The sequence below is a fragment of the Paradesertivirga mongoliensis genome (assembly GCF_024436395.1).
Taxonomy (GTDB): domain Bacteria; phylum Bacteroidota; class Bacteroidia; order Sphingobacteriales; family Sphingobacteriaceae; genus Paradesertivirga; species Paradesertivirga mongoliensis.
This window is the reverse complement of the sequence record NZ_JAFMZO010000004.1, coordinates 422,856-443,740: the sequence shown is the minus strand read 5'-3', so window position 1 is coordinate 443,740 and position 20,885 is coordinate 422,856. Positions and strand designations below refer to the sequence as shown.

Below are 20,885 nucleotides of genomic sequence, written 5' to 3'. Positions count from 1 at the left end.
TTAACAAAGGAGTATGAAAATAAACATTACTCCTTTGCTCTCCCTTTTTCTACTGCTTGCAGCCTGCACGGCTCAACAGGGAGCGCAGTCAGGATCGGGATCTGCAGCCATACCGCAAACACTTGTATATGCCGATAAGGCTTATTTGCCGGGCATAAAGAGTGTCGAATTTTATAACCGCGCTAAAGAACAATCTCTGCCGGTTATCACCCTGGGTTCTGAAGACGAGTTGCTTTTGGGCTTTGATGATTTACGGACGGGCAGCCGGAATCTTTACTATACCATCGAACATTGTGATGCCAATTGGAACAGCAGCAGGCTTTCGCCGATAGATTATCTGCAAAACTTCACAGAAGACAGGATAAACGATTATCGCGTTTCCTTTAATACCCTGACTAAATACACACATTACGAGCTCATACTTCCCAATTTCAGCATTAAGCCAAAAATTTCAGGAAATTATTTACTCAAGGTATATGAAGACGGTGATCAGCAAAAGCTGGTTCTGACCCGCCGCTTTTTTGTAGTAAACTCCATGGTAACTATCACTGCCGAAATGGTTGCCAGTACACAGGTCCCATTGCGTGAAAAAAATCAGAAAATTAATTTTTCAGTTAATCACCCCCAATTAAATATTCAGAATCCTTACGTCGATGTGAAAGCGATGGTGATGCAGAACGGTCGCTTTGATAATGCTCAATGGGCGCAGCGACCAACTTATGTGAGGCAGCACCAATTGATTTACAATGACCTGAGAAGCTTTGACTTTGCCGGCGGTAATGAATTCAGACGTTTCGATATCAGAAGTCTGCGTTTTCAAACCGAACGTGTGGCTCGAATAACCAGGGATTCTGCTAATACCGTATATCTTTTGCCAGACGCAAATTGGAACACCAACACCTATACTTTCAATTACGATGAGAACGGAGCTTTTTTTATCCGGAACCAGGAAGGTCGCAATGACCGCACAGATGCCGATTATGCCAGAATCCTGCTTCAACTCGTATCCGAACCGCCCTCCGAAAACGGACAGGCTTATATCGTAGGAAAATTTAACGACTTCCAGCTTAAAGAAGAAAACAGAATGGTCTATGATCCCGCCAGGCAAAGGTATCATGGAAACATGTTTGTAAAACAAGGCGTATACGACTATCAATATGTCTGGGTAGAGAACAACTCGGTTGACCCCAGCCCTTTTGAGGGCTCATTTTATCAGACAAATAATTCGTATCAGATCTTCTTTTATTTCCGCCGTCCCGGCGGAAGATGGGAAGAACTGGTAGGCTTCTCTGAAATACAGAAATAAGCTTAATTTTATCTCAGCATTTTATATATGAGCTTAGAGTTTAAAAACGCCAGTGAATCTTTTACTATAATGAACGAACTGGTTCTGCCGAATGATACCAACACGCTAAATAATCTGATGGGGGGGCGCCTGCTTCACTGGATGGATATTGCGGCTGCAATCTCAGCTCAAAAACATAGTAATAACCTGGTAGTAACGGCTTCAGTAGATAACGTATCCTTTAAACAGGCAATCAAGCTTGGTGATGTAATCACTATTTCTGCAAAAGTAACCAGGGCGTTCACCACTTCTATGGAGGTAAGACTTGAGGTTTGGACAGAGAACATTCCTACCGGGGTAAAAGCCAAAAGTAATGAGGCTTATTATACGTTTGTAGCATTAGACAGCGATGGAAAAGTAACAAAGGTACCCGAACTAATTCCTGAAACAGAAGAAGAGAAACACCTGTTTAGCAGCGCTTTAAGACGCCGACAACTTCGTTTGATTCTGGCTGGAAAAATGAAGCCTAACGATGCAACCGAACTGAAAGCACTTTTCTCAGACGAGGACTGATCTCAGCGGCCCGCGTCAGTAGTGAAACTCCGGATCAGGCTAAGCGATTGAAGATAATCTTCTGTTCTCCCGTTTATGTGTACAACTTCATCAGGGTGACTTGAAATTGCGCCGGCTATCGCGGTTGTTGTAAAAGTTAGCAACACTCCACCAACAACCCGCAAGGTATTTTCCAACCTGTCGTCATTATGAAGCGCAATCACCATTCCGGTACCAGCTGCAATTCCTGCAAGAAAGCCAATTGTAGTTCCGGTATTGGTTTTAGATTTGCGTCTTAACTTGATTTCCTTTATTGCGGCTGCATTAACGAATTGAGCAGAATCGCCCAAACGCCTCACCAAATATAATCCTTTATCATCAGCCGAGTTTAAAATGCCACGCACCACTTTATTGTCCATGGTGTACACTTTAGCAACGTAAACACTCTTTTTTGACTGAGCAACAGAGGGTTCAACCTGGAGCCATGCAGCGATCAAAAAAGAAAAAGTGAAAAGTAAGGCTGATTTCATATTATCCCAAAGATAATTATTCCAATTTGAAACCAGGATTAATTATTAGCAAGTTCGAGAATACGGTCAAACTCTTCGGCCTTCAAACTCATTACAGAAAGCCTTCCCTGTTTCACTAACCCGATATCTTTTAAGCGCTCATCCGCCTTTATCTCTTCGAGAGTCACGGGTCGCTTTAAGGTTTCTTCCGGCGCCAGATCAACTACCAGCCAATTTTTGTCATCGGTCGTTGGATCCTGATAAGATTCCTTAACTACTTTGGCAATTCCTACCACCTCTTTTCCTTCATTACTATGATAAAACATAACTAAATCGCCCTCCTTCATATCTCTCAGGTTATTCCGGGCTTGAAAATTGCGAACGCCATCCCAAAATGTACGGCCGTCCTTTTTGAATTTTTCCCAGCTGTACTTAAATGGCTCTGATTTCACCAACCAATGATTCATGTTTCGAAATGTTTAAATTAAGTTGAGTCTAAAAACCGCTTCCTCATCCAAGAGAATTTGTAGACCATTTTCCCGCCACTGAAGGCTTCGGCAAGCTCAGCCCGACCGCAACCAATGACTAAACGCGGGTCAAATATATCTAAAAAGCCAAAGATTAAATAAAGCGTACATAAAACAAACAAGTTTATCACTTTAGCGATTATGCTATTTTATAATCTTTGTATACTTGCAAGCAAATTAAAATCAGCCAAATTAAAATATCTATATGCACGAATTAGAGCCCTCTGTATCACACAAGATCAACACCTGGCTTCAGGGAAGTTATGATTCAGAAACCAAACAAAACATTCAAAAACTATTAGATCAAAAAGCTTATACCGAGTTAACCGATTCCTTTTACAGGGACCTTGAATTTGGAACGGGCGGCCTGAGGGGTTTGATGGGAAACGGCTCGAACAGAATAAATAAATATACTATAGGTACTGCTACGCAGGGACTTTGCAATTATCTTTTAAAAAAATATCCTGCAGAAAAAATTAAAGTTGCCGTAGCACACGATAGCCGGAACAATTCTGATTATTTTGCGAAAATCACCGCCGAAGTATTTTCGGCAAATGGTATTCATGTATACTTTTTCAAAGAACTCAGACCAACTCCCCTGCTTTCTTTCGCCATACGTGAATTGGGTTGCCGCAGCGGGGTAATGCTAACAGCTTCGCACAATCCGAAAGAATATAATGGATACAAAGCCTATGGTGCCGATGGAGGTCAGTTTGTATCGCCCGACGATAAAATGGTTATGGACGAGGTGGCAAAAATCGGCTCTATTGATGCCGTTAAATTTGACCGGGTGGAAGAAAATATCGAACTGTTAGGCGAGGAAATGGACAACCTGTACCTCGACAAAATCGCAAAACTGTCTGTTTCACCCGAAGCAATTAAACGGCAAACCGATCTGAAGATAGTTTTTTCTCCAATTCACGGAACCGGGATCACTTTGGTGCCTCAAGCCCTAGAACGCTTTGGCTTTAGCAATGTGATACTTGTTGAAGAGCAAATTACGCCGGATGGTAATTTTCCAACGGTAGTTTATCCAAATCCTGAAGAAAAAGAAGCCCTGACTCTTGCTTTAGCGAAGGGAAAAGAAACCGACGCTGACCTTATTCTGGCTACTGATCCAGACGCCGACCGGGTTGGTATTGCTGTAAAAAACAGCGAAGGTGAGTTTATTTTACTCAACGGCAACCAAACAGGAAGTCTCCTGATAAACTATTTGCTTACCGCCTGGGAAGAAAGCGGAAAGCTTACCGGAAATGAGTATATCGTTAAAACAATAGTTACATCATATATTATTGACGAGATCGCGAAGGCGAAAAAGGTAGAGTGTTTCAATACCCTTACCGGATTCAAGTACATCGGCGAACTAATGACTAAGCTTTCCGGACAGAAAACCTTTATTGGCGGAGGAGAAGAAAGCTACGGTTATTTAATCGGCGAACTTGTACGGGATAAAGATGCTGTGATATCTGCTGCTTTTATAGCCGAAATGACTGCCTATTACAAAGACAAAGGAAGCAGTTTATTCGAAGCGATGCTTTCGATGTATGAGCAGTATGGTTTCTACAAAGAAAAACTGGTGTCGGTTACTAAAACCGGCAAAAGCGGTGCCGAAGAAATTAAAGCAATGATGGAGCGGTTTAGAAATAATCCTCCGGCAAGTTTAGGCGGGTCTAAAGTATCTCTTTTAAAAGACTATGAACTTCAGAAAGAGACTGATTTGAAACTTGGCTCGAGTGCTGTGCTGGATTTCCCGAAATCTGACGTTTTACAATTCATCACAGAAGATGGTAGTATCATTTCTGCACGCCCATCAGGAACCGAACCGAAAATCAAGTTTTATTGCAGCGTGAATGCGCCCTTACAAAATAAGTCCAGCTACAAACAGGTAGATAAAGAATTGGACGAAAAAGTGAATGCCATTATGAGCGATCTGGCCGTATAAAATTTAGAGGCTTTTATTGTTCTGCAAACAAGGCTTCCCAGTCGAAGCATTTGTAGCTAATGAAAGCCTCTATTTTTTACGATGTGATTAGCACCAGGGATTCTTAAAGGCTTGCTAGGTCACTTTATTAATCGTTGCTCCATTTATATAAGCCTGAATATTCTGGAAAGTTATCGCCATTATTCTCTCTCTGGCTTCTCTGCTCATCCACGCATTATGCGGAGTGATCATGCAATTTTTTGCAGTCAGAAGTGGATTGGTTACCGGAGGCGGTTCTGCCGATAAGACATCAATTGCTGCCCCTGCAATTGTCTTCGAATTCAGTGCATCAGCAAGATCTTGTTCATTGATCAGCTGCCCACGTGATGTATTAATCAGAAAAGCTGTCGCTTTCATCTTGCTGATCAAAGCTTTATTAACGAATTCTTTATTGTCTGCCTTTAAAGGCAGATGCAGTGATATAAAATCGCTGGTTGCAAAAAGGTCTTCCAGTTCAGCGTACTCGGCTAAATCAGTTGTCTTTTCAGATGGTGTATGATAAATAACCCGCATGCCGAATGCCGCGGCAATTTCTGCTGTCTTTTTTCCAATGCTGCCAAAGCCAACCAAGCCCAGTATTTTGTCTTTTAATTCGATGAGAGGACTTAGCGCATAACTAAAGTCCTTGCACACCTGCCAATCTCCTCTGGCTACAGAATCGGCGTGGAGCCCTACCCGGTTCGTAAGCTCCAGTATTAATGCAAATGTATGCTGCGCTACAGAATCGGTTCCATAATCCGGCACATTGCAAACAGAAATTCCCTTGTTTCGTGCAGCGTCAATATCAATGATATTGATGCCCGTAGCAGTTACTGCAATCAATTTAAGATTTGGAAGTTGTTGCAGAATCGCGTCGTTAAAGGCCACCTTATTCGTTAACACGATATCGGCATCCTTACATCGATCTACAACTTCAGAGTCTACAGAGCGGTCATATAAAACCAGATCACCTAATGTGTTTATCTGTTCCCAGGATAAATCTCCGTGGTTAAGTGTATAAGCGTCTATTGCAACTATTTTCATGTTCTGCCATTTTAGTAAATACAACTGAGATCTACAAATGGTGTTATGCCTGTAATTTGATAACAATGAAGGCAGAAGATCAGTACCGGCGTCGAAAACCGAATCGTCTGTTATCTATCTAATAAAAAGAGCCAGGATACCTGGCTCAACTAAATAATAAAACAGTGTATTATCTAAATCAGATGGACCTTACCCGCTAAAGCTTAAATGCTTGTCTTGCTAATAATCTCCAGTCGCCGTTTTGCTTCTGAAAAACTAAAAGTACTCCGAGGCTAACGGTACCTGGTTTGCCGCCATCGGCAATATCCGCAGATAACTTATGACGAACTAAAGCAGTTTTACCAGATACATTTATTGTCTGATCGGTTAGATTGATTTTTACAAAATCAGATTTACCACTGGCAAGTGTCTCAACGAAAGTTGCCTTGTCTTCCACTTTTCCGCTGGAATGTCCGTAACTCAAACCTTCCGCAGCGATATCATCAAGCTGGCCGCGATCCCCGCTAATTAGCGCTTGTTTCAAACTTTCAACTGCTGCTGCAACCTGTCTTTCGGCTTTTGTTTGTGCGCTTACTGCCGAGACCATCAAACTGCAAAGCAGTACCAGATAAATTCTTCTCATTTTATAAATTTAAAAGTATGTGGATGTAAAAATAGGGTTTTTAAATTTATCATGAACTCGGGCGGTGTCTTTTTACGCCCCTAAAGAGAATAAATTCTCTGCTAAGGTAATAAAAGAGTATGACGAAGAGACCTGAAGCGATAAACGTCTCAGATATCGCCTCCAGGAAGAAATTGGGTACTGAAGGGTAGTATAAAAAAAGAAGAATATCTTAAAGCATCGGCCCATCATATAACGGGCCAGAGTACTTTTAAGATATTCCTTATGTTACCAGCGGTTGCCGTCTTCGTTGTTACGATCTCTGCTTCCGGATTTATTATAATCTCCTCGTCCAGAGCCACCTTTATTGTATCCACCACCACTATTTCCTCCTCTGTAGCCGCCCCCGCTCCTGTCTGGACTAGAGTAACTTCTCTGTGGACGCGGGCTACTCTCGCGTTTATCTTCAGCTTTTGATACTGAGATATTTCTCCCGAAAACCTCCAAACCATTCAGTTCGGTTATTGCTTTCTGAGCTTCGTCGTCGTCTGGCATTTCTACAAAACCAAAACCACGTTTCTTTCCTGTCTCTTTGTCCAGGATAAGTTTTACTGAAGAAACCGTGCCGAATTCCTCGAACGTTTCTTTTACATCAGCTTCTTCCAGCTGATATGGGAGACTTGCAACAAAAATATTCATGTGAAATTAATTGGGTGATAATCAGGGGGGATTGGTTTTTGCTTAAAAGATTATTTTTTAAATATATCAATAAATAATAATACAAATGAAAAATTGTTTTGTTCGGAAAATTTATGAATTATATATTTTTTTTTAACGGCTACCCTGTTGACATCCAAACCGTCAGCCTCGCTTTCAAGGAGCAGCTTACATTCTTTATTGGCATCATTTTTTTGGTAGATTAGCCCTGAGATTTTAAATATGCTGAAAGAAATCACAGATCCAAATAATAATAAATTAAAATGGATCGACATCACTAATCCTGAAAAAGAAGAACTTCAAGAAGTTGCCCGACAATATGGGCTTCATGAAGCCCTACTTAACGATTGTCTTCAGCCAGACCATCTCCCGAAGTATGAAAGCATGGAGGACTATGTATTCATGATTTTCAGGATTTATACCGACCAGGAAACTCCTGAAGCTGATTCTGTACAGGAGCTTACTCATAAAATTGCAATTTTTTATTCGCCAGACTTTATCATTACCGTTCACCGCAAACCGCAACGGGTGATAAATGAACTTGAAGACCTGCTTAATGACGGCCACTGTAAAAGTTGCAGGCATATTCTTAACTTGTTAATACGTCTTTGCCTGCTGACTTATGATGTACCCTCAAACAAAGCTGCCCGTCACCTTGAATATTTTGAGGAGCAGGTTTTTATCAGAACCCGGAAAGTCCCTCTTTTAAGAGCATTATATTTCTTGAAAAGAAAAATAGATGTTACCCGGCGCATGCTTATTCTTTCGAATGAGATTATTGATAACATCGACACCGCTGAAGGAGATGTGAACACACGTGATACCCGCGACCTATATATAAGGCTTCACAACGTTTATGACTCACTATCGGAAAATATCAATCAGCTGCTAAATTTGTACTTTTCGGTTTCTTCGCAGCGCACCAACGAAACAATGAGGGTTTTAACCGTATTTTCGGTATTTTTTATGCCGTTAACATTTGTGGTTGGCGTTTACGGAATGAATTTCGAGTACATGCCCGAACTGCATACCAAGTTGGGGTATCCCGTTGTGCTGTTCGTAATGGTGATGATCACCCTTGCTATCTATCTTTGGTTTAAAAGGAAAGGCTGGCTGTAAACGGGAGTACCGGGCAGGTAATTCAATTTCTTATCTGAAGAATTTAATTTTTTTTAATTCTTCATCTTATCTTCATCTAACATCCCTAAACTTGCCTCACCTGAAAAACACACATTTACCTAAATGTAAACTGAATACCAATGGGACTCTTCAACATCTATTCAAACCATACGATGGAGTTATCGCAGAAACAAATGTTCCTTGAATATGGAAACATATTCACCGAAGGCGAGACGATCGAAAAAGCAGTGAAATTAGATTCGGATAAATTTATTTTAACGAATCAACGTTTATTTCTCATTCTTACCAGCAAAGGCGACAGACATGAACTATTAAGCATTCCATACTGGTCTATCAGAAAATTTTCGATGATGAGAAAAGCTTCGAATGAAGACGACGCCGAATTGAACATCTATCTTCAACACGAAGAAAAGCCGATTAAAAAAACGATCAGGAACACAGAAATCGCTAATGAGATATACAGGATATTAGCAACGTACCTTTTCAATGCAAAAAGCCTCACCACAGACTTTCCTTTGATGAAGTTTAATTGATGAGGCCGTTTCCAAAATCCAGAATAAAGATATGAACGCCCTGGCTATACAAACCCGGGCGTTCATATATCGGTATAAAATTAAATGTGTTCGTTCAATTAGCTGTTCGCTCCTCCATCTACCGTGAACACTGCGCCCGTAGTGTACTCAGCATCCTCACTCACCAGATATGAGGCCATAGCTGCTATATGTCTGGCTTTGCCATATTTGGGAATCGCCATAAGACTTCTTTGAAAATCTGCTGACGGCGAATCTTCCGGATTCATATCAGTATTTACCGAGCCCGGCTGTACCAAATTAACGGTGATTTCTTTAGGCCCTAGTTCTCTTGCCAAACTTTTTGTAAGTCCCTGCAATGCGCTTTTGCTCATGGTATAAAACGTAGCGCCGGCAAAAGGAACTTTATCGGCCATTCCGCTTCCGATCGTTATAATTCTTCCACGCAGATTCATGTTTTTAGCTGCTGCGAGACAAGCTTCGGTTACGGCTCGGACGTTTATGGCAAAGATCTCATCAAACTCTTCCATAGTATGTTCGTGGAAAGGCTTACCGATAAAAACCCCTGCACTGTTCACCAGGATATCGAAGCGCTGATGTTTCTGTATCAGGTCGTCAATAGCCCGGCTTACTTCACCAGAAACAGAACTATCAGCCCTGATAGCTTTTACCCTGCAGCCTTTAGCGCTGAGATCGGCTTCAAGTTGTTCTGCTTCCCGCACGCTATTTACATACGTAAAGTAAACCACTGCGCCTTCTTCGGCCAATTGTTGTACAATTGCGGCCCCAATGCCCCGGCTCCCGCCTGTTACTAGTGCAACTTTGTTGTTTAGATGCTGTGTCATTTTATTTATAAATTTCTTCGAAGCTATAGCTAAACACTTAAATTCGCCCGTACTTATAAATTTGTTAAGTACTTACACAAATGTAAGTTATGCGAAAACAAAGCTCCACCAACCTCGAGAATGAAATTGTAATAAACCAGGGATGTGGTATGGCTTATACATTGAAGGCCATTGGCGGCCGTTGGAAACCTTCCATCTTATGGCAACTTGTGTCCGGAACCTTGAGGTACAGTCAGCTTAAAGCGGTATTACCTAATATTTCTGAGCGAATTCTTGTATTACAACTCCGCGAGCTGGAAAAGGATGGGTTGGTTGAACGCACCGTTTACCGGGAGGTTCCTCCAAAAGTAGAGTACTCGCTAAGCCCTCTGGGGCAGACTCTTAAACCTGTTCTGCAGGTATTATCTAACTGGGGCGATGCTCACCGTCCTCTGTAATTTTCAAAATCCTTCTTATAACTTATGACTAAAAAGAGAAAATTCCTCACCATATTAATTCTTGGGCTTTTAACCGCTGTTGTCCCCTTCTCTATTGATATGTATCTCCCGGGTTTCCCCGAGATTGCCACGGCTCTGAACACTACGGTGAGCAAAGTCGCCCTTTCGTTATCTTCTTTCTTTGTTGGAATTGCCATTGGCCAGCTGGCTTATGGTCCAATTTTGGACCGTTTCGGCCGCAAGGCTCCTCTCTATGCCGGACTTATTTTCTATTGTATCACATCCATCGGTTGTTCTTTCGCTACCTCTATTGAGGTTCTGATCGTCCTTCGTTTTGTTCAGGCTATTGGCGCCTGTGCCGCCTCAGTTGCAGCCACGGCGATGGTCCGCGATCTGTTTCCTGCCAGCGAGAATGCAAGAATATTCTCTTTTCTGATGCTGGTTCTTAGTGCCTCACCAATGCTGGCGCCCACCATTGGCGGGTATGTTACTGCCTGGTTTGGATGGCAGGCAATTTTCATTGGATTGACGATGCTTATTTCAGTGATACTTTTAGGGGTATTTCTATTTCTTCCCGAAGGCAGGGCGGCCGACAAGGAGCATTCCCTGAATGTGCGTTCTGTATTAAATGGCTATAAAACGGTTGTAAATGAAGGATATTTTATGGTTTATGCCTTTTCGAGCGCAATAAGTTTTGGCTGTTTATTCACTTATATCGCTAGTTCGCCCGGTATTTTTATGGGAAATTATCATTTAAGCCAACAACAGTATGGCTTTTTGTTCGCGTTTATCGCCTTCGGACTGATTACTGCCTCACAGATTAACAATCTTCTTTTAAAGCGCTTCACCAGTGAACAGATCGTAACAAGAGTATTTGTTTTTCAAAACTTGTTTGGTGTGGTATTGCTCACGGCAGCTCTTTTTCAGTTTGAGGGCTTTTGGCTTGTAACTGCTATGTTGTTTTGTTTCCTGGCGCCTATTGGATTTGTGATGCCTAATGCTTCGGCATTGGCCATGCGGCCTTTTAGTCAAAATGCCGGAAGTGCTGCAGCCTTGCTTGGCTTCATTCAAATGGGACTTGGCTCTGTTGCTACTATTTTTATAGGCCTGCTGGATATAAAAACCATGCTTCCCATGACAGTCGGATTAGTTCTCTGCAGCGGATTTGCACTGATAGTTTTACTTGGCGGCAGGAAGTATTACAAAATAGCCTAAGTACAAATGTAGAAACGTCTCCCCTTTCCAGTCTTTATTTCTACCAAAGGAACCTATACACCATAATTTTGGACCGGCAACACACGGATATCAAAATTTAAACCTTTTGTACCGCTTTTTGAACCCGTAGCCTGCAGCTTACACCGAAGTTTGCAAGTACGAATACAATAGTAAACCAATAAACTACTAACTAAAATCGAATACAGAAGCGACGAATGCCCGGTTGGTATTGTTTCCTCCTGCTATTTAAACTTCCTGAAAACTGATATTATGAACTTGAACCGTTTACTTACCCTTACACTAGCCCTGGCTTTAACATCATTAACTTTTTCTTCCTGCAAAAAAACATCTCCGCCAGTGCCAGAGGAGAAAAAGGTAGTTGATACCCCGGTAACGCCACCACCGCCAGTACCACCAACACCGCCCACGCCCGTTAATGAAACGGCCATAGCTTTTCCAGGAGCGGAAGGGTTTGCAAAAGATATAACCGGAGGACGCGGAGGCAGGGTTATATCTGTAACCACCATTTCTGATGGAACACAGGAAGGAACCTTACGGTATGCAATTAATCAAACCGGAGCCCGGATCATCGTTTTTAAAGTTTCGGGCACTATAGCCCTGAATTCAAATCTTGATATAAAAAATGGAAACGTTACTATCGCTGGTCAGACTGCTCCCGGAGATGGTATCTGTATAAAAAACTACCCGGTAACGATCAGTGCCGACAATGTTGTGATAAGATATATGCGTTTCAGAATGGGAGATGAAAAAGGCGTTGAAGCCGATGCCCTTGGTAGCAGGTTCCGTAAAGGTTTAATGGTCGATCATTGTTCTGTAAGCTGGGCGGTAGACGAAACGCTGTCGTTTTACGCCAACGAGAACACCACCGTTCAATGGACAATCATCTCTGAAAGCTTAAAAAACTCTGCTCACGATAAAGGCGCGCATGGTTATGGAGGAATCTGGGGCGGTAAAAAATCATCTTTTCATCATAACTTACTGGCTCATCACGACAGCCGGAATCCTCGCTTTGGCGAGGAAGCTGGTAAGGCTTTCGCACTTACCGATCTGGTAGATTTTAGAAACAATGTAATCTATAATTGGGCGGGTAACAGCGCTTACGGTGGTGAAGCCATGAATATTAACTTTGTAAATAATTATTATAAGCCAGGGCCGGCCACACCCACCGGGTCGAAAGGCGGAAGGATTTTCTCTGCTGATAAAAACAAGACTATAGGAACGGAAGTGTACGACATCTGGGGTAAGTTTTACATAAACGGAAACTTCGTTGCAGGCTATCCTAATGTTACCGGTGATAATTGGAATCTTGGAGTATATAATCAGTTTCACAGCAGTTATGGAACTGTTTCTGAGGCCGACAAAGCCGCTATGAAACGTGATACTGAGCATCCTACCAATAATAACGTAACCACTCATACCGCGGAAGTTGCCTATTTACGTGTGCTGGAATATGGCGGCGCTTCATTGAAAAGAGATGCGGTTGATCTGAGAATTATGGATAACGTTAAAAATAAAACGTTTTCTTTCCCTGGTTCAAAAGGAGCAATAAACGGTATTATCGATTCGCAGACAGACGTAGGCGGATGGCCGACGTTACAATCGCTGCCAGCACCAAATGATACCGACAAAGACGGCATGCCTGACGATTGGGAAACCGCGAATAAACTGGATCCAAAGGTGGCTAATGCAAACGGAAGGAATTTAAGTACCGGATATGATAACATTGAGGTGTATATCAATAGCCTCGTGAAAAAGATCACGGAAGATCAGGTTAAATAACTTTTATCTTTCTGTTGCCAGAATCTGCTAAAAAAGCCGATCAGAGATAAAAATCTGGCCGGCTTTTTTTAATTGATGAAATTAAGATGAAAGAACTCTCGGTCAATAAGATTTTTGATACCGTTCCTTCAGTAGGTTCATCATGTAAACGTTATTCGCCCATTGATCAGAAACAGGTTTCTGCGAATATGGTAAATGCACCATATATGGATACGGACCAAACTCTGGCGTTATGGTTACTAAAGTCTCCCCTTCTAACCGCTTCCGTTCAACAACCTTATCCCACCAGTTCAAATGAAACTGCAGCGCTTCGTTCCATTCGGGCGCTGCCGGGTCTGGAACCTGCGGGCCCTCGGGATATCCAACACGGGCGTGAATATGCTCTGTTCGCAGAATAGCGAGATCCATTGCTTCTTGCTGATCCTCCAGAAACGATTCGGCCACGTTTACCCAATGCGAAGCATCGAGTGTAATCCGCAAATCAGGAAGCCGGCTTAGATACTCAAACGTAATATGGGCGGCAAAAGTAAATTTATTGCGATGGGTCTCGTGAAATACTGCGACCCCAGATAAACGCGTATGCTCTGCCGCCAGTTCGATCAACCGTTTATTCCGCTCAAAGGAAAAATAGTCCTTTCCGGTTTGAGAATCAATCTTTAGCGCCGGATAGGGCCTTACCATTTCAAGCCAGCCAGCATAGTTATCAAAGTGACGCGAAAAATCAGCGTCATAAGTGCCATAATGCTGGGGAATCACGTCTAAGCCATGCTTTTCAAAACTCTGCCAGGCTTCATCCAGCTCCCTTATTTCAACTTCGTTCGGAATACCGTATTCCACTCCGTCGTACCCTTCGTTTTTCACTCTCTGGCAAAACAGATCCCAGCTAATATTTTCACTTCCCCATCTGGGGCAAAAGAACTTGAACTTCAATTCGTTAATTTAAATACGAAAATAATTACTTCACCTTTAAGGTTATCTCATCTTCTTTTTGAAGGAAGTCACGATCTGCAGATAAGCCCTTAACGCCAGACGACATAACTGCATTATTAGCAACCGTTTGTACCGGCGTAATACACGACAGATTCTTTTCGCGGAAAGGTTTATTATAGCTTAAATTGTAAGCTGAGATCATCGACCAACGAGGCTTATCTGAAGTATTCGCTTCCGACATATGTAAGGTGTTGCTGTGGAAAAACAGCAGATCTCCTGGTTCTAACTCTACATAAACACGCTCGAAACGGCCAATTGCCTCATTCACAAAGTCCATATCTGCACCCTGCTGTTCGCCTGCAAAGCTGTGTTCAATGCGGCCAATTTTATGTGAACCCTTCAGCACCTGTAAGCATCCATTCTGTATCGTCGCTTCTGTAAGCGCAAGCATCGCACTGATCATGGCATCCGGAAACAGGAACCCGTTTTTATACCAATACCCATAATCCTGATGCCATTCCCAGGCGCCACCTACCTGCGGCTCTTTTTGCATCAATTTTGAATGGAAGTGGCAAACCTCTCCCGGGCCCAGTAAATCCTGTACCGATTGAACAAGAGCTTCGCTACGGGTTAACAAACCATAAGCGTCATCGCCGGGTGTGAACCAAAGAGTAAGCTTTGTCCGTTTACCGGATTGATCATTAAAATCAAATGCTTTGTCTTTCAGCACATCATCGCCGGTAGCAAGGTTATAAAGTAAACTTACCTCTTCCTTAGTCAAGAAGTTCTTCACAATAAGGTATCCGTCCCGGTCGTATGCGGTTTTCTGCTCAATACTTAGTTTCAAGTCGTTCATGGTATTAAATTTTATTATAGTAGAGTAATATTATATCATAGAGGCCCGATGCGTTAGTCACCTCCGCCAGCAGAGAATAGCACATCGCCTTAATATAGCGCTAAGCCTACGCGCCGATTGCTTTTAATGTATCGTCTACGAAGCGTTTAGCGCGCGGAATATCCTCTTCGTCTAAATGCTCAATAATCAGCGGAATATTTGGATGCTTTTTGGAAAGTAGCTTTAAATACAATTCGTAATTCAGCACGCCGAGGCCGGCTGCCGGAAGTTCGACATCACCAGCACCACGGAAAGTATGAGATTCTACCGCATCAATTGCAGCATGCTTTTCCTCATTGCTTTCGGCCTGCTTTATGTCTTTGGCATGGGCAATTTTAATTTTGTCTTGCAGGGCATTGAAGATCCGGTAAAGTTCTGCATTCACATTCTTAATATTAGCGCCATCAAAATAGTTAGTTGGATCCATCAGGAGCCCTAATCCCGGATGATCTACCTCTCTGAATAACCGTAGCAACTGATCTACGCTACCAATTACGTTGTTCACGTAGTTTTCTACCAGAAATACAGCATCATGCCTGTAGGCAAACTCGGCCAGTTCTTCAAGTACGGCCTTAATTTCCTGAAAAGCTTCCTCTGTTGCGTTCTTCTCATGAAAAACCCAGTCGCTGCTCGGCTCATAAGTTCCGGTTTCACTAATAACATAAGGCGTTCCAAACTCGCGGGCAAACTTTAAGAGCGTTTTTACATACTCTATGTTTCTACGCTTTTTTTCCGGATCGGGAGATATAAGATTCGTATATCCCGAGATTGCGACAATTTCGATATTGGCATCGCGAAAAGCATTACGTATGCTACGCGCTTTTTCTACGGTTAGCGTTTGAGGCAGGGTGTGCGGATCGTTCAGGTCGAAGTCTTTAAAGCTAAGATCAAGCTGAATGCAATTGAATCCATCCTTTTTTACTTTACTGATGGTTTCTACTAAGGTATATGGATAATATCCATTAAAAATTCCTACTGATATCATTTGGCTTATTTAAGGGTTAGTAATGTTTCGGATAATTTTACAGTTCGCTCTTCTTTGACAGACAAGTACAGCGCCTCGATAGTTGCCATAGTGTGCAGGTTATCGCGGCCATTTATTTCGGGAAGTGTATCCTCTTCAACGGCGCGAAGCAAAGACGCCATCGTACCTTCAAAAGCATCGGGAAACCAAACCGTATCCCAGCCGGGTTCAATCCACTGCTCCGGGAATTTGCGGCTGGTAAACTTCAGCGTACTTAATCCCTTTTCAGGAAATTTCGGCCAGCCGATTTCGCCCACAGCCATTCCTTCTAATCCCTCTACCCGCCATCTGATGTACATGTCTTTTTGAGTACCTTCTCCCTGCCATGCCCATACGTCGTCCAGACTGGTTGCCATTAGCCCATCTGCATATTGAAAAGTATACTGGCTGATTCCGTCGATGTGAGAGAATTTTGTTCTCGGATCGCTCCTGGTTATGGCGGTTACTTTCTCCGGGTCGCCGAACAGGTAACGAAAGGTATCAATATGATGAATGCCCATGTTTAACATTTCAAGGCGATCATACTTTTTAAGAAATTCCTGCCAATGAGGTATGGCTCGCATATCGATGGTCGCAAGGACTATTTCACCAAAGTAATTATTGTCGAGTAAAGTTTTTAAAGCCCGTATCGACTGGTCGTACCGCATATTGCTGTTTACGGCCAGCTTAACGCCGGCCTGTTCACACAAAAGAACAATTTCATTGGCCTCTTCAAGGTTCATCGCCAGTGGTTTCTGACAAAGAATCCCCTTGATATGGTCGCTTTCTTTCACGGCTTCGCGTACTATTTCCAACTGGATGTCTGGTGGTACAGCAATATCCAGAATCTCTATATTCTTATCCTTAATTAACTGTTGCCAGGAATCGTAAACATTAGGGATGTGAAATTCTTTTGCGACTTCTGCTGCGTTCGACTTGTTTTGAGAGGCTATTCCAAAAGAGTTAAAGCCCGCGTTACGGTATGCTACCTGATGACATCCCTTCACAATTGCACCCGCGCCGATAGTGCCAATCCTCCAGTCTTTTCTTGAAGGCATTTGAGCAGCTATCTTGAGATCTAATGTAAATTCATGCATTGATTACGAAACTGGTTAAATGGTTAGCTAAATTCTGTGAGCAAAGGGCCTTCCGACCTTAATGCTTACAATGTTCTGCCTTCGCAACCTCAAGGTTGAATTCTGATTCACGAGCCGCCCTTAGAGCTTATCAGTATTGAAGGAGTTATTTGTTAATTGGTTAGGTTGTTTAACAAATCTAGTGAGACGGGTAAAGTTTATTTTATAGGATATTTACATGATATTGTAAAATACTATCCAAGTATGGCCGCATAGAGAAGTTTCTTAGCCAGCTTAAAACATCGGCTATCGAAACCACTTTAAAACATAGCGGGGAAAGAACGTCGGCAGCATATTGAAGGGAGCTTCAGACACAAAAAAGCCCTGATACTATGAGAGCATGAGTATCAGGGCAACCTAAACCTTATCACAAGTTATATTCTATAGACGAGCAAAGCCCATATTTATTATATAATCTTGATTTTTTTATTTTTTTGTACCATTTTAAACATTGTTAGACAAGAATCGCCCGGCGATTACATCCCTCAAATTATCCAAAACCCTCATCCAGAATCTCAAACAGGGCAAATACCTTCTCATCCGAAATACAGAAAGAATCTTCAGCATTAGTTAACGTAACACTTTTCTGGTCATAACCCATAGACCAATCCGGAAAGAAGCGTTGTTCCAAGTGGCCTTCTTTCAAGATAGTTACCGTATGATGGCGCTGGTCGCGGCTCAGGTTTAAATATAGCTGTCGTATATCAGCTTCAGCGCCTTCAATTAACTGAACATACATTTCTGGCAGGCACAGCAGCATACCGGTTATGTCGCGAAGTTTGTTTTCTCTTCGGGCCACCAACAAAAGCTCTTCAACTTCCTCATCACTTAACCTCCTTGCCGGAACACTGCAATAAATCAAATAAAAGTAATTCATTCAATAGTAAGTATTTGAAATTAAGGCCCCTGCAATGTCTACTGATGTTGCCTGTGATAATCATAAGTTCGCAGAACAATTTTTAGTTCGAAATGTTTAAGGATTAGAATGAGTGAAGAAAATTTATTCGCAAACGGGCAAGCCGATAAAGCCGAAACGCAATCTCTTCTCGACGATCTACCAGTTGCAGTATACTCATGTAACGCGAAAGGCTATATCACGGCCTATAATAAAGCTGCAGCAAAGCTATGGGGAAATGATCCGGAAATTGGCCGCGATCTATGGTGCGGCCCCTGGAAGATCTATTACCCCGACGGGCGGCCAATGCTGACCGAAGATCATCCGATATCCCGTACCTTAAAATACGGAGTGGCAATTGAGGGGGAAGAAATTATTGTAGAACGACCCGACGGAACCCGATTAAATCTCCGTCCACTTCCTGTGCCGAAGTTTGATCAGGAAGGAAAGCTTATCGGCGCCGTAAATACCCTAATTGACGTTACCCACCAAACGCGGTCCGATGAAAAGCAGGCCATACTTGCAGCCATTGTGAATACTTCAGATGACGCCATTATCAGCAAAACACTTCAAGGCATCATTACAAGCTGGAATAAATCTGCCGAAAGACTTTTTGGGTATACCGAAGAGGAAGCTATTGGGAAGCATATCACCATGCTGATTCCGCCCGAACGACTAGATGAAGAAGACTTTATAATTAAAAATATTTCCAGAGGGAACCCGATTGATCACTTTGAGACGATTCGCATATCGAAAGATGGCAGAAGAATACCCATCTCCCTGTCGGTATCGCCGGTAAAAGATAGTCGCGGAATTATCATTGGTGCATCAAAAATTGCCCGGGATATCACTGCGGTAAAAAAGGCCTACGAAAAACAGGCTATTCTTGCCGCGATCGTCGATACTTCAGACGATGCGATTATAAGCAAAAGCTTAGAGGGGATTATTACCAGTTGGAACAAAGCCGCCGAAAGACTCTTTGGTTATTCTGAAAAGGAAGCTGTTGGTATGCACATTACCATGTTAATTCCACCAGACCGCTTGCATGAAGAAAATCTGATCCTGGATAACATTTCAAAAGGCCTCCCAATCGATCATTTTGAAACCTTTCGTCTCACGAAAGATGGGCGCCAGATTCCAATCTCCCTATCCGTTTCACCTATTAAAGACAGTCAGGGTCAGGTTATTGGTGCTTCGAAAATTGTCAGGGATCTTACCTACTTAAAAAGAGCGGACGAGCGGCAGGCCACTCTGGCTGCTATTGTTAACACATCCGACGATGCGATTATCAGTAAAACGCTCGACGGCATCATTACCAGCTGGAATAATGCTGCAGAGAAAACTTTTGGTTATACCGAAGCCGAGGTCATCGGAAAACATATTTCGTTATTGATTCCTGACGACAGGCTTAATGAAGAGGATGTTATCATTGGAAAGGTATCTCAGGGTGATAAGATTGATCATTTCGAAACCGTTCGAAAATCTAAAGATGGAAAGGAAATTCCGATTTCATTATCGGTGTCTCCTATCAAAGACAGCAAGGGAACCGTTATCGGGGCGTCAAAAATTGCGAGAGATGTAAGCGCGCTTAAAAGAGCTCTTGAGGAAAGTGAACGCAATGCAGCAAACTTAAAGATTATCAATACCTTGGGAAAAGAGATTGCGGAAGACCTGGATATCGAAGCTATTCTTCAAAAGGTAACAGATGCCACCACCAAACTGACAGGTGCGGCGTTTGGGGCGTTTTTCTATAACACTTACGACCAGGACGGAGAAGCTTATATGTTATACACGCTTTCCGGCGCTCCGAAAGAAGCCTTCGAGAAATTTGGTATGCCAAGAAATACTGCTGTTTTTCATGCTACTTTTTCGGGCGAGGGAGTTGTGAGGGTAGATGATATCACCACGGATCCAAGATATGGAAAAAGTGCGCCTCATTACGGCATGCCAATGGGACATTTACCGGTTGTAAGCTACCTGGCCATGCCGGTAAAAACCAATTCGGGCGAAGTAATTGGCGGATTATTTTTTGGGCACCCGGAGGCCGGCAAGTTTTCTAAAGAGCATGAAGACCTGGTAGCTGCGATTGCTTCGCAGGCGTCCGTATCGTTAGCAAATGGCAAGCTTTATAACGAAGTGGTAAGTCTTAATGCCAAAAAAGATGAGTTTATCGGTATGGCAAGCCATGAGCTTAAAACGCCGCTAACCAGCATTTCGGGCTATATGCAGATACTTCAACGCTTACATCCTGATGAAAAGTCCAAATCATTCATTTCAAAAACGGTACAGCAGGTAAGGAAGCTGTCGGCACTGGTAAATGATTTGCTGGATGTTTCTAAAATCGAAGCGGGCAAACTTCAATTGGTTAAACGCGACTTCGATTTAATCAAAGTGATGGCGGACGCCGTTGAACTTATCAGAAATGCTCAGACGAGTCATTCAATATCATTTTTATCCAATTCAGAAAGCATTATTATTAATGCCGACCCTAACAGAATTGAACAGCTTATCGTCAATCTTTTAACTAATGCTATAAAATATTCACCTTCTGCTAACCAGATAGAAGTAATTCTTCAAAACAGTAAAGAACAGGTTACCGTAGGTGTAAAAGATTGGGGCATGGGTATAGAAAAAGAGAAGTTGAAGAATATTTTCACCCGGTTTTATCGGGTCGAAGGGCTCAATCCATCCATTTCCGGATTGGGTATTGGTCTATACATCTGCAAAGAAATTGTTGACAGACATGGCGGGAAGATTTGGGTCGAAAGTGTATACGGCAAAGGCAGCGCCTTTTGGTTTACTTTACCAAAGACATGACTGCAGTAAGCATAAGCGGATACATAAATATGTCGTCATGTGAGCTG

20 protein-coding genes are annotated in these 20,885 nt (G+C 42.6%); 9 read left to right on the top strand and 11 right to left on the bottom strand.

Annotated features, from left to right (window positions below; translation table 11 throughout):
* Positions 1-13: 13 nt before the first annotated feature.
* A complete protein-coding gene (locus tag J3P43_RS17445) occupies positions 14-1,306 on the top strand; it encodes a type IX secretion system plug protein (RefSeq protein ID WP_255904833.1) in 1,293 nt (430 codons plus the stop codon).
* A gap of 27 nt (positions 1,307-1,333) precedes the next feature.
* The gene (locus tag J3P43_RS17440) at positions 1,334-1,858 is read left to right on the top strand and encodes an acyl-CoA thioesterase (RefSeq protein WP_255904830.1); all 525 of its coding nucleotides are present in this window, start codon (positions 1,334-1,336) and stop codon (positions 1,856-1,858) included.
* A 2-nt stretch (positions 1,859-1,860) separates the two neighbouring features.
* Here the strand turns inward: J3P43_RS17440 and J3P43_RS17435 are convergent, their stop codons facing one another.
* Positions 1,861-2,367 carry a hypothetical protein gene (locus tag J3P43_RS17435; RefSeq protein ID WP_255904828.1) on the bottom strand — a complete coding sequence of 169 codons (507 nt, stop codon included), beginning with the start codon at positions 2,365-2,367 and terminating at the stop codon, positions 1,861-1,863.
* A gap of 38 nt (positions 2,368-2,405) precedes the next feature.
* Entirely contained in the window at positions 2,406-2,813 is a 408-nt protein-coding gene (locus J3P43_RS17430; RefSeq protein WP_255904826.1) for an EVE domain-containing protein, read from the bottom strand.
* Between the two features lie 265 nt (positions 2,814-3,078).
* Here J3P43_RS17430 and J3P43_RS17425 point away from each other — a divergent pair, with 265 nt between their 5' ends.
* A complete protein-coding gene (locus tag J3P43_RS17425) occupies positions 3,079-4,815 on the top strand; it encodes a phospho-sugar mutase (RefSeq protein ID WP_255904824.1) in 1,737 nt (578 codons plus the stop codon).
* A 114-nt stretch (positions 4,816-4,929) separates the two neighbouring features.
* On the opposite strand, the gene J3P43_RS17420 is transcribed toward J3P43_RS17425, so the two are convergent.
* The 3 genes from J3P43_RS17420 to rbp all read right to left on the bottom strand — a co-directional run bounded on the left by J3P43_RS17420 (position 4,930) and on the right by rbp (position 7,177).
* Positions 4,930-5,877 (bottom strand): D-2-hydroxyacid dehydrogenase, encoded by a 948-nt coding sequence (locus tag J3P43_RS17420; protein WP_255904822.1) that lies wholly within the window; start codon positions 5,875-5,877, stop codon positions 4,930-4,932.
* A 196-nt stretch (positions 5,878-6,073) separates the two neighbouring features.
* Positions 6,074-6,499 carry a nuclear transport factor 2 family protein gene (locus J3P43_RS17415; protein WP_255904820.1) on the bottom strand — a complete coding sequence of 142 codons (426 nt, stop codon included), beginning with the start codon at positions 6,497-6,499 and terminating at the stop codon, positions 6,074-6,076.
* Positions 6,500-6,766: 267 nt separating this feature from the next.
* Entirely contained in the window at positions 6,767-7,177 is a 411-nt protein-coding gene (gene rbp / locus J3P43_RS17410; protein ID WP_255904818.1) for an RNA-binding regulator, read from the bottom strand.
* Between the two features lie 240 nt (positions 7,178-7,417).
* Between rbp and J3P43_RS17405 the strand changes: the two genes are divergently transcribed.
* Positions 7,418-8,314 (top strand): magnesium transporter CorA family protein, encoded by an 897-nt coding sequence (locus J3P43_RS17405; RefSeq protein WP_255904816.1) that lies wholly within the window; start codon positions 7,418-7,420, stop codon positions 8,312-8,314.
* Between the two features lie 140 nt (positions 8,315-8,454).
* Positions 8,455-8,868, top strand: coding sequence for a PH domain-containing protein (locus J3P43_RS17400; RefSeq protein WP_255904814.1), 414 nt, complete (start codon positions 8,455-8,457; stop codon positions 8,866-8,868).
* 98 nt (positions 8,869-8,966) lie between these two features.
* Here the strand turns inward: J3P43_RS17400 and J3P43_RS17395 are convergent, their stop codons facing one another.
* A complete protein-coding gene (locus J3P43_RS17395) occupies positions 8,967-9,710 on the bottom strand; it encodes an SDR family NAD(P)-dependent oxidoreductase (protein WP_255904812.1) in 744 nt (247 codons plus the stop codon).
* An 89-nt stretch (positions 9,711-9,799) separates the two neighbouring features.
* Here J3P43_RS17395 and J3P43_RS17390 point away from each other — a divergent pair, with 89 nt between their 5' ends.
* From J3P43_RS17390 to J3P43_RS17380, 3 genes are all read left to right on the top strand, one after another.
* Positions 9,800-10,147, top strand: coding sequence for a winged helix-turn-helix transcriptional regulator (locus J3P43_RS17390; RefSeq protein WP_255904810.1), 348 nt, complete (start codon positions 9,800-9,802; stop codon positions 10,145-10,147).
* 24 nt (positions 10,148-10,171) lie between these two features.
* On the top strand, positions 10,172-11,362 hold the full coding sequence (locus J3P43_RS17385) for a multidrug effflux MFS transporter (protein ID WP_255904808.1): 1,191 nt from the start codon (positions 10,172-10,174) through the stop codon (positions 11,360-11,362).
* A 270-nt stretch (positions 11,363-11,632) separates the two neighbouring features.
* Positions 11,633-13,162 (top strand): pectate lyase family protein, encoded by a 1,530-nt coding sequence (locus J3P43_RS17380; protein ID WP_255904806.1) that lies wholly within the window; start codon positions 11,633-11,635, stop codon positions 13,160-13,162.
* Positions 13,163-13,264: 102 nt separating this feature from the next.
* On the opposite strand, the gene J3P43_RS17375 is transcribed toward J3P43_RS17380, so the two are convergent.
* From J3P43_RS17375 to J3P43_RS17355, 5 genes are all read right to left on the bottom strand, one after another.
* Positions 13,265-14,092: a sugar phosphate isomerase/epimerase gene (locus J3P43_RS17375; RefSeq protein WP_255904804.1), complete on the bottom strand. Its 828-nt coding sequence runs from the start codon at positions 14,090-14,092 to the stop codon at positions 13,265-13,267.
* A gap of 25 nt (positions 14,093-14,117) precedes the next feature.
* Positions 14,118-14,948 (bottom strand): phytanoyl-CoA dioxygenase family protein, encoded by an 831-nt coding sequence (locus J3P43_RS17370; RefSeq protein WP_255904802.1) that lies wholly within the window; start codon positions 14,946-14,948, stop codon positions 14,118-14,120.
* 106 nt (positions 14,949-15,054) lie between these two features.
* A complete protein-coding gene (locus tag J3P43_RS17365; RefSeq protein WP_255904800.1) occupies positions 15,055-15,972 on the bottom strand; it encodes a sugar phosphate isomerase/epimerase family protein in 918 nt (305 codons plus the stop codon).
* A 5-nt stretch (positions 15,973-15,977) separates the two neighbouring features.
* Positions 15,978-17,087 (bottom strand): Gfo/Idh/MocA family protein, encoded by a 1,110-nt coding sequence (locus J3P43_RS17360; RefSeq protein ID WP_255904798.1) that lies wholly within the window; start codon positions 17,085-17,087, stop codon positions 15,978-15,980.
* A gap of 529 nt (positions 17,088-17,616) precedes the next feature.
* A complete protein-coding gene (locus tag J3P43_RS17355; protein ID WP_255904796.1) occupies positions 17,617-18,003 on the bottom strand; it encodes a BLUF domain-containing protein in 387 nt (128 codons plus the stop codon).
* Positions 18,004-18,111: 108 nt separating this feature from the next.
* On the opposite strand from J3P43_RS17355, the gene J3P43_RS17350 reads away from it, so the two are divergent.
* Complete coding sequence (locus J3P43_RS17350) at positions 18,112-20,838, top strand: PAS domain S-box protein (protein ID WP_255904794.1); 2,727 nt, start codon at positions 18,112-18,114, stop codon at positions 20,836-20,838.
* Positions 20,839-20,885 lie beyond the last annotated feature (47 nt).

Bases quoted from the DNA above. Each gene is read 5' to 3' on its own strand.
- J3P43_RS17405 (WP_255904816.1), top strand. From the start codon at position 7,418: ATGCTGAAAGAAATCACAGATCCAAATAATAATAAATTAAAATGGATC.
- J3P43_RS17380 (WP_255904806.1), top strand. From the start codon at position 11,633: ATGAACTTGAACCGTTTACTTACCCTTACACTAGCCCTGGCTTTAACA.
- J3P43_RS17395 (WP_255904812.1), bottom strand. From the start codon at position 9,710: ATGACACAGCATCTAAACAACAAAGTTGCACTAGTAACAGGCGGGAGC.
- J3P43_RS17350 (WP_255904794.1), top strand. From the start codon at position 18,112: ATGAGTGAAGAAAATTTATTCGCAAACGGGCAAGCCGATAAAGCCGAA.
- J3P43_RS17430 (WP_255904826.1), bottom strand. From the start codon at position 2,813: ATGAATCATTGGTTGGTGAAATCAGAGCCATTTAAGTACAGCTGGGAA.
- J3P43_RS17445 (WP_255904833.1), top strand. From the start codon at position 14: ATGAAAATAAACATTACTCCTTTGCTCTCCCTTTTTCTACTGCTTGCA.
- J3P43_RS17370 (WP_255904802.1), bottom strand. From the start codon at position 14,948: ATGAACGACTTGAAACTAAGTATTGAGCAGAAAACCGCATACGACCGG.
- J3P43_RS17360 (WP_255904798.1), bottom strand. From the start codon at position 17,087: ATGCATGAATTTACATTAGATCTCAAGATAGCTGCTCAAATGCCTTCA.
- J3P43_RS17425 (WP_255904824.1), top strand. From the start codon at position 3,079: ATGCACGAATTAGAGCCCTCTGTATCACACAAGATCAACACCTGGCTT.
- J3P43_RS17440 (WP_255904830.1), top strand. From the start codon at position 1,334: ATGAGCTTAGAGTTTAAAAACGCCAGTGAATCTTTTACTATAATGAAC.
- J3P43_RS17435 (WP_255904828.1), bottom strand. From the start codon at position 2,367: ATGAAATCAGCCTTACTTTTCACTTTTTCTTTTTTGATCGCTGCATGG.
- J3P43_RS17415 (WP_255904820.1), bottom strand. From the start codon at position 6,499: ATGAGAAGAATTTATCTGGTACTGCTTTGCAGTTTGATGGTCTCGGCA.
- J3P43_RS17365 (WP_255904800.1), bottom strand. From the start codon at position 15,972: ATGATATCAGTAGGAATTTTTAATGGATATTATCCATATACCTTAGTA.
- J3P43_RS17400 (WP_255904814.1), top strand. From the start codon at position 8,455: ATGGGACTCTTCAACATCTATTCAAACCATACGATGGAGTTATCGCAG.
- J3P43_RS17355 (WP_255904796.1), bottom strand. From the start codon at position 18,003: ATGAATTACTTTTATTTGATTTATTGCAGTGTTCCGGCAAGGAGGTTA.
- rbp (WP_255904818.1), bottom strand. From the start codon at position 7,177: ATGAATATTTTTGTTGCAAGTCTCCCATATCAGCTGGAAGAAGCTGAT.
- J3P43_RS17385 (WP_255904808.1), top strand. From the start codon at position 10,172: ATGACTAAAAAGAGAAAATTCCTCACCATATTAATTCTTGGGCTTTTA.
- J3P43_RS17390 (WP_255904810.1), top strand. From the start codon at position 9,800: ATGCGAAAACAAAGCTCCACCAACCTCGAGAATGAAATTGTAATAAAC.
- J3P43_RS17420 (WP_255904822.1), bottom strand. From the start codon at position 5,877: ATGAAAATAGTTGCAATAGACGCTTATACACTTAACCACGGAGATTTA.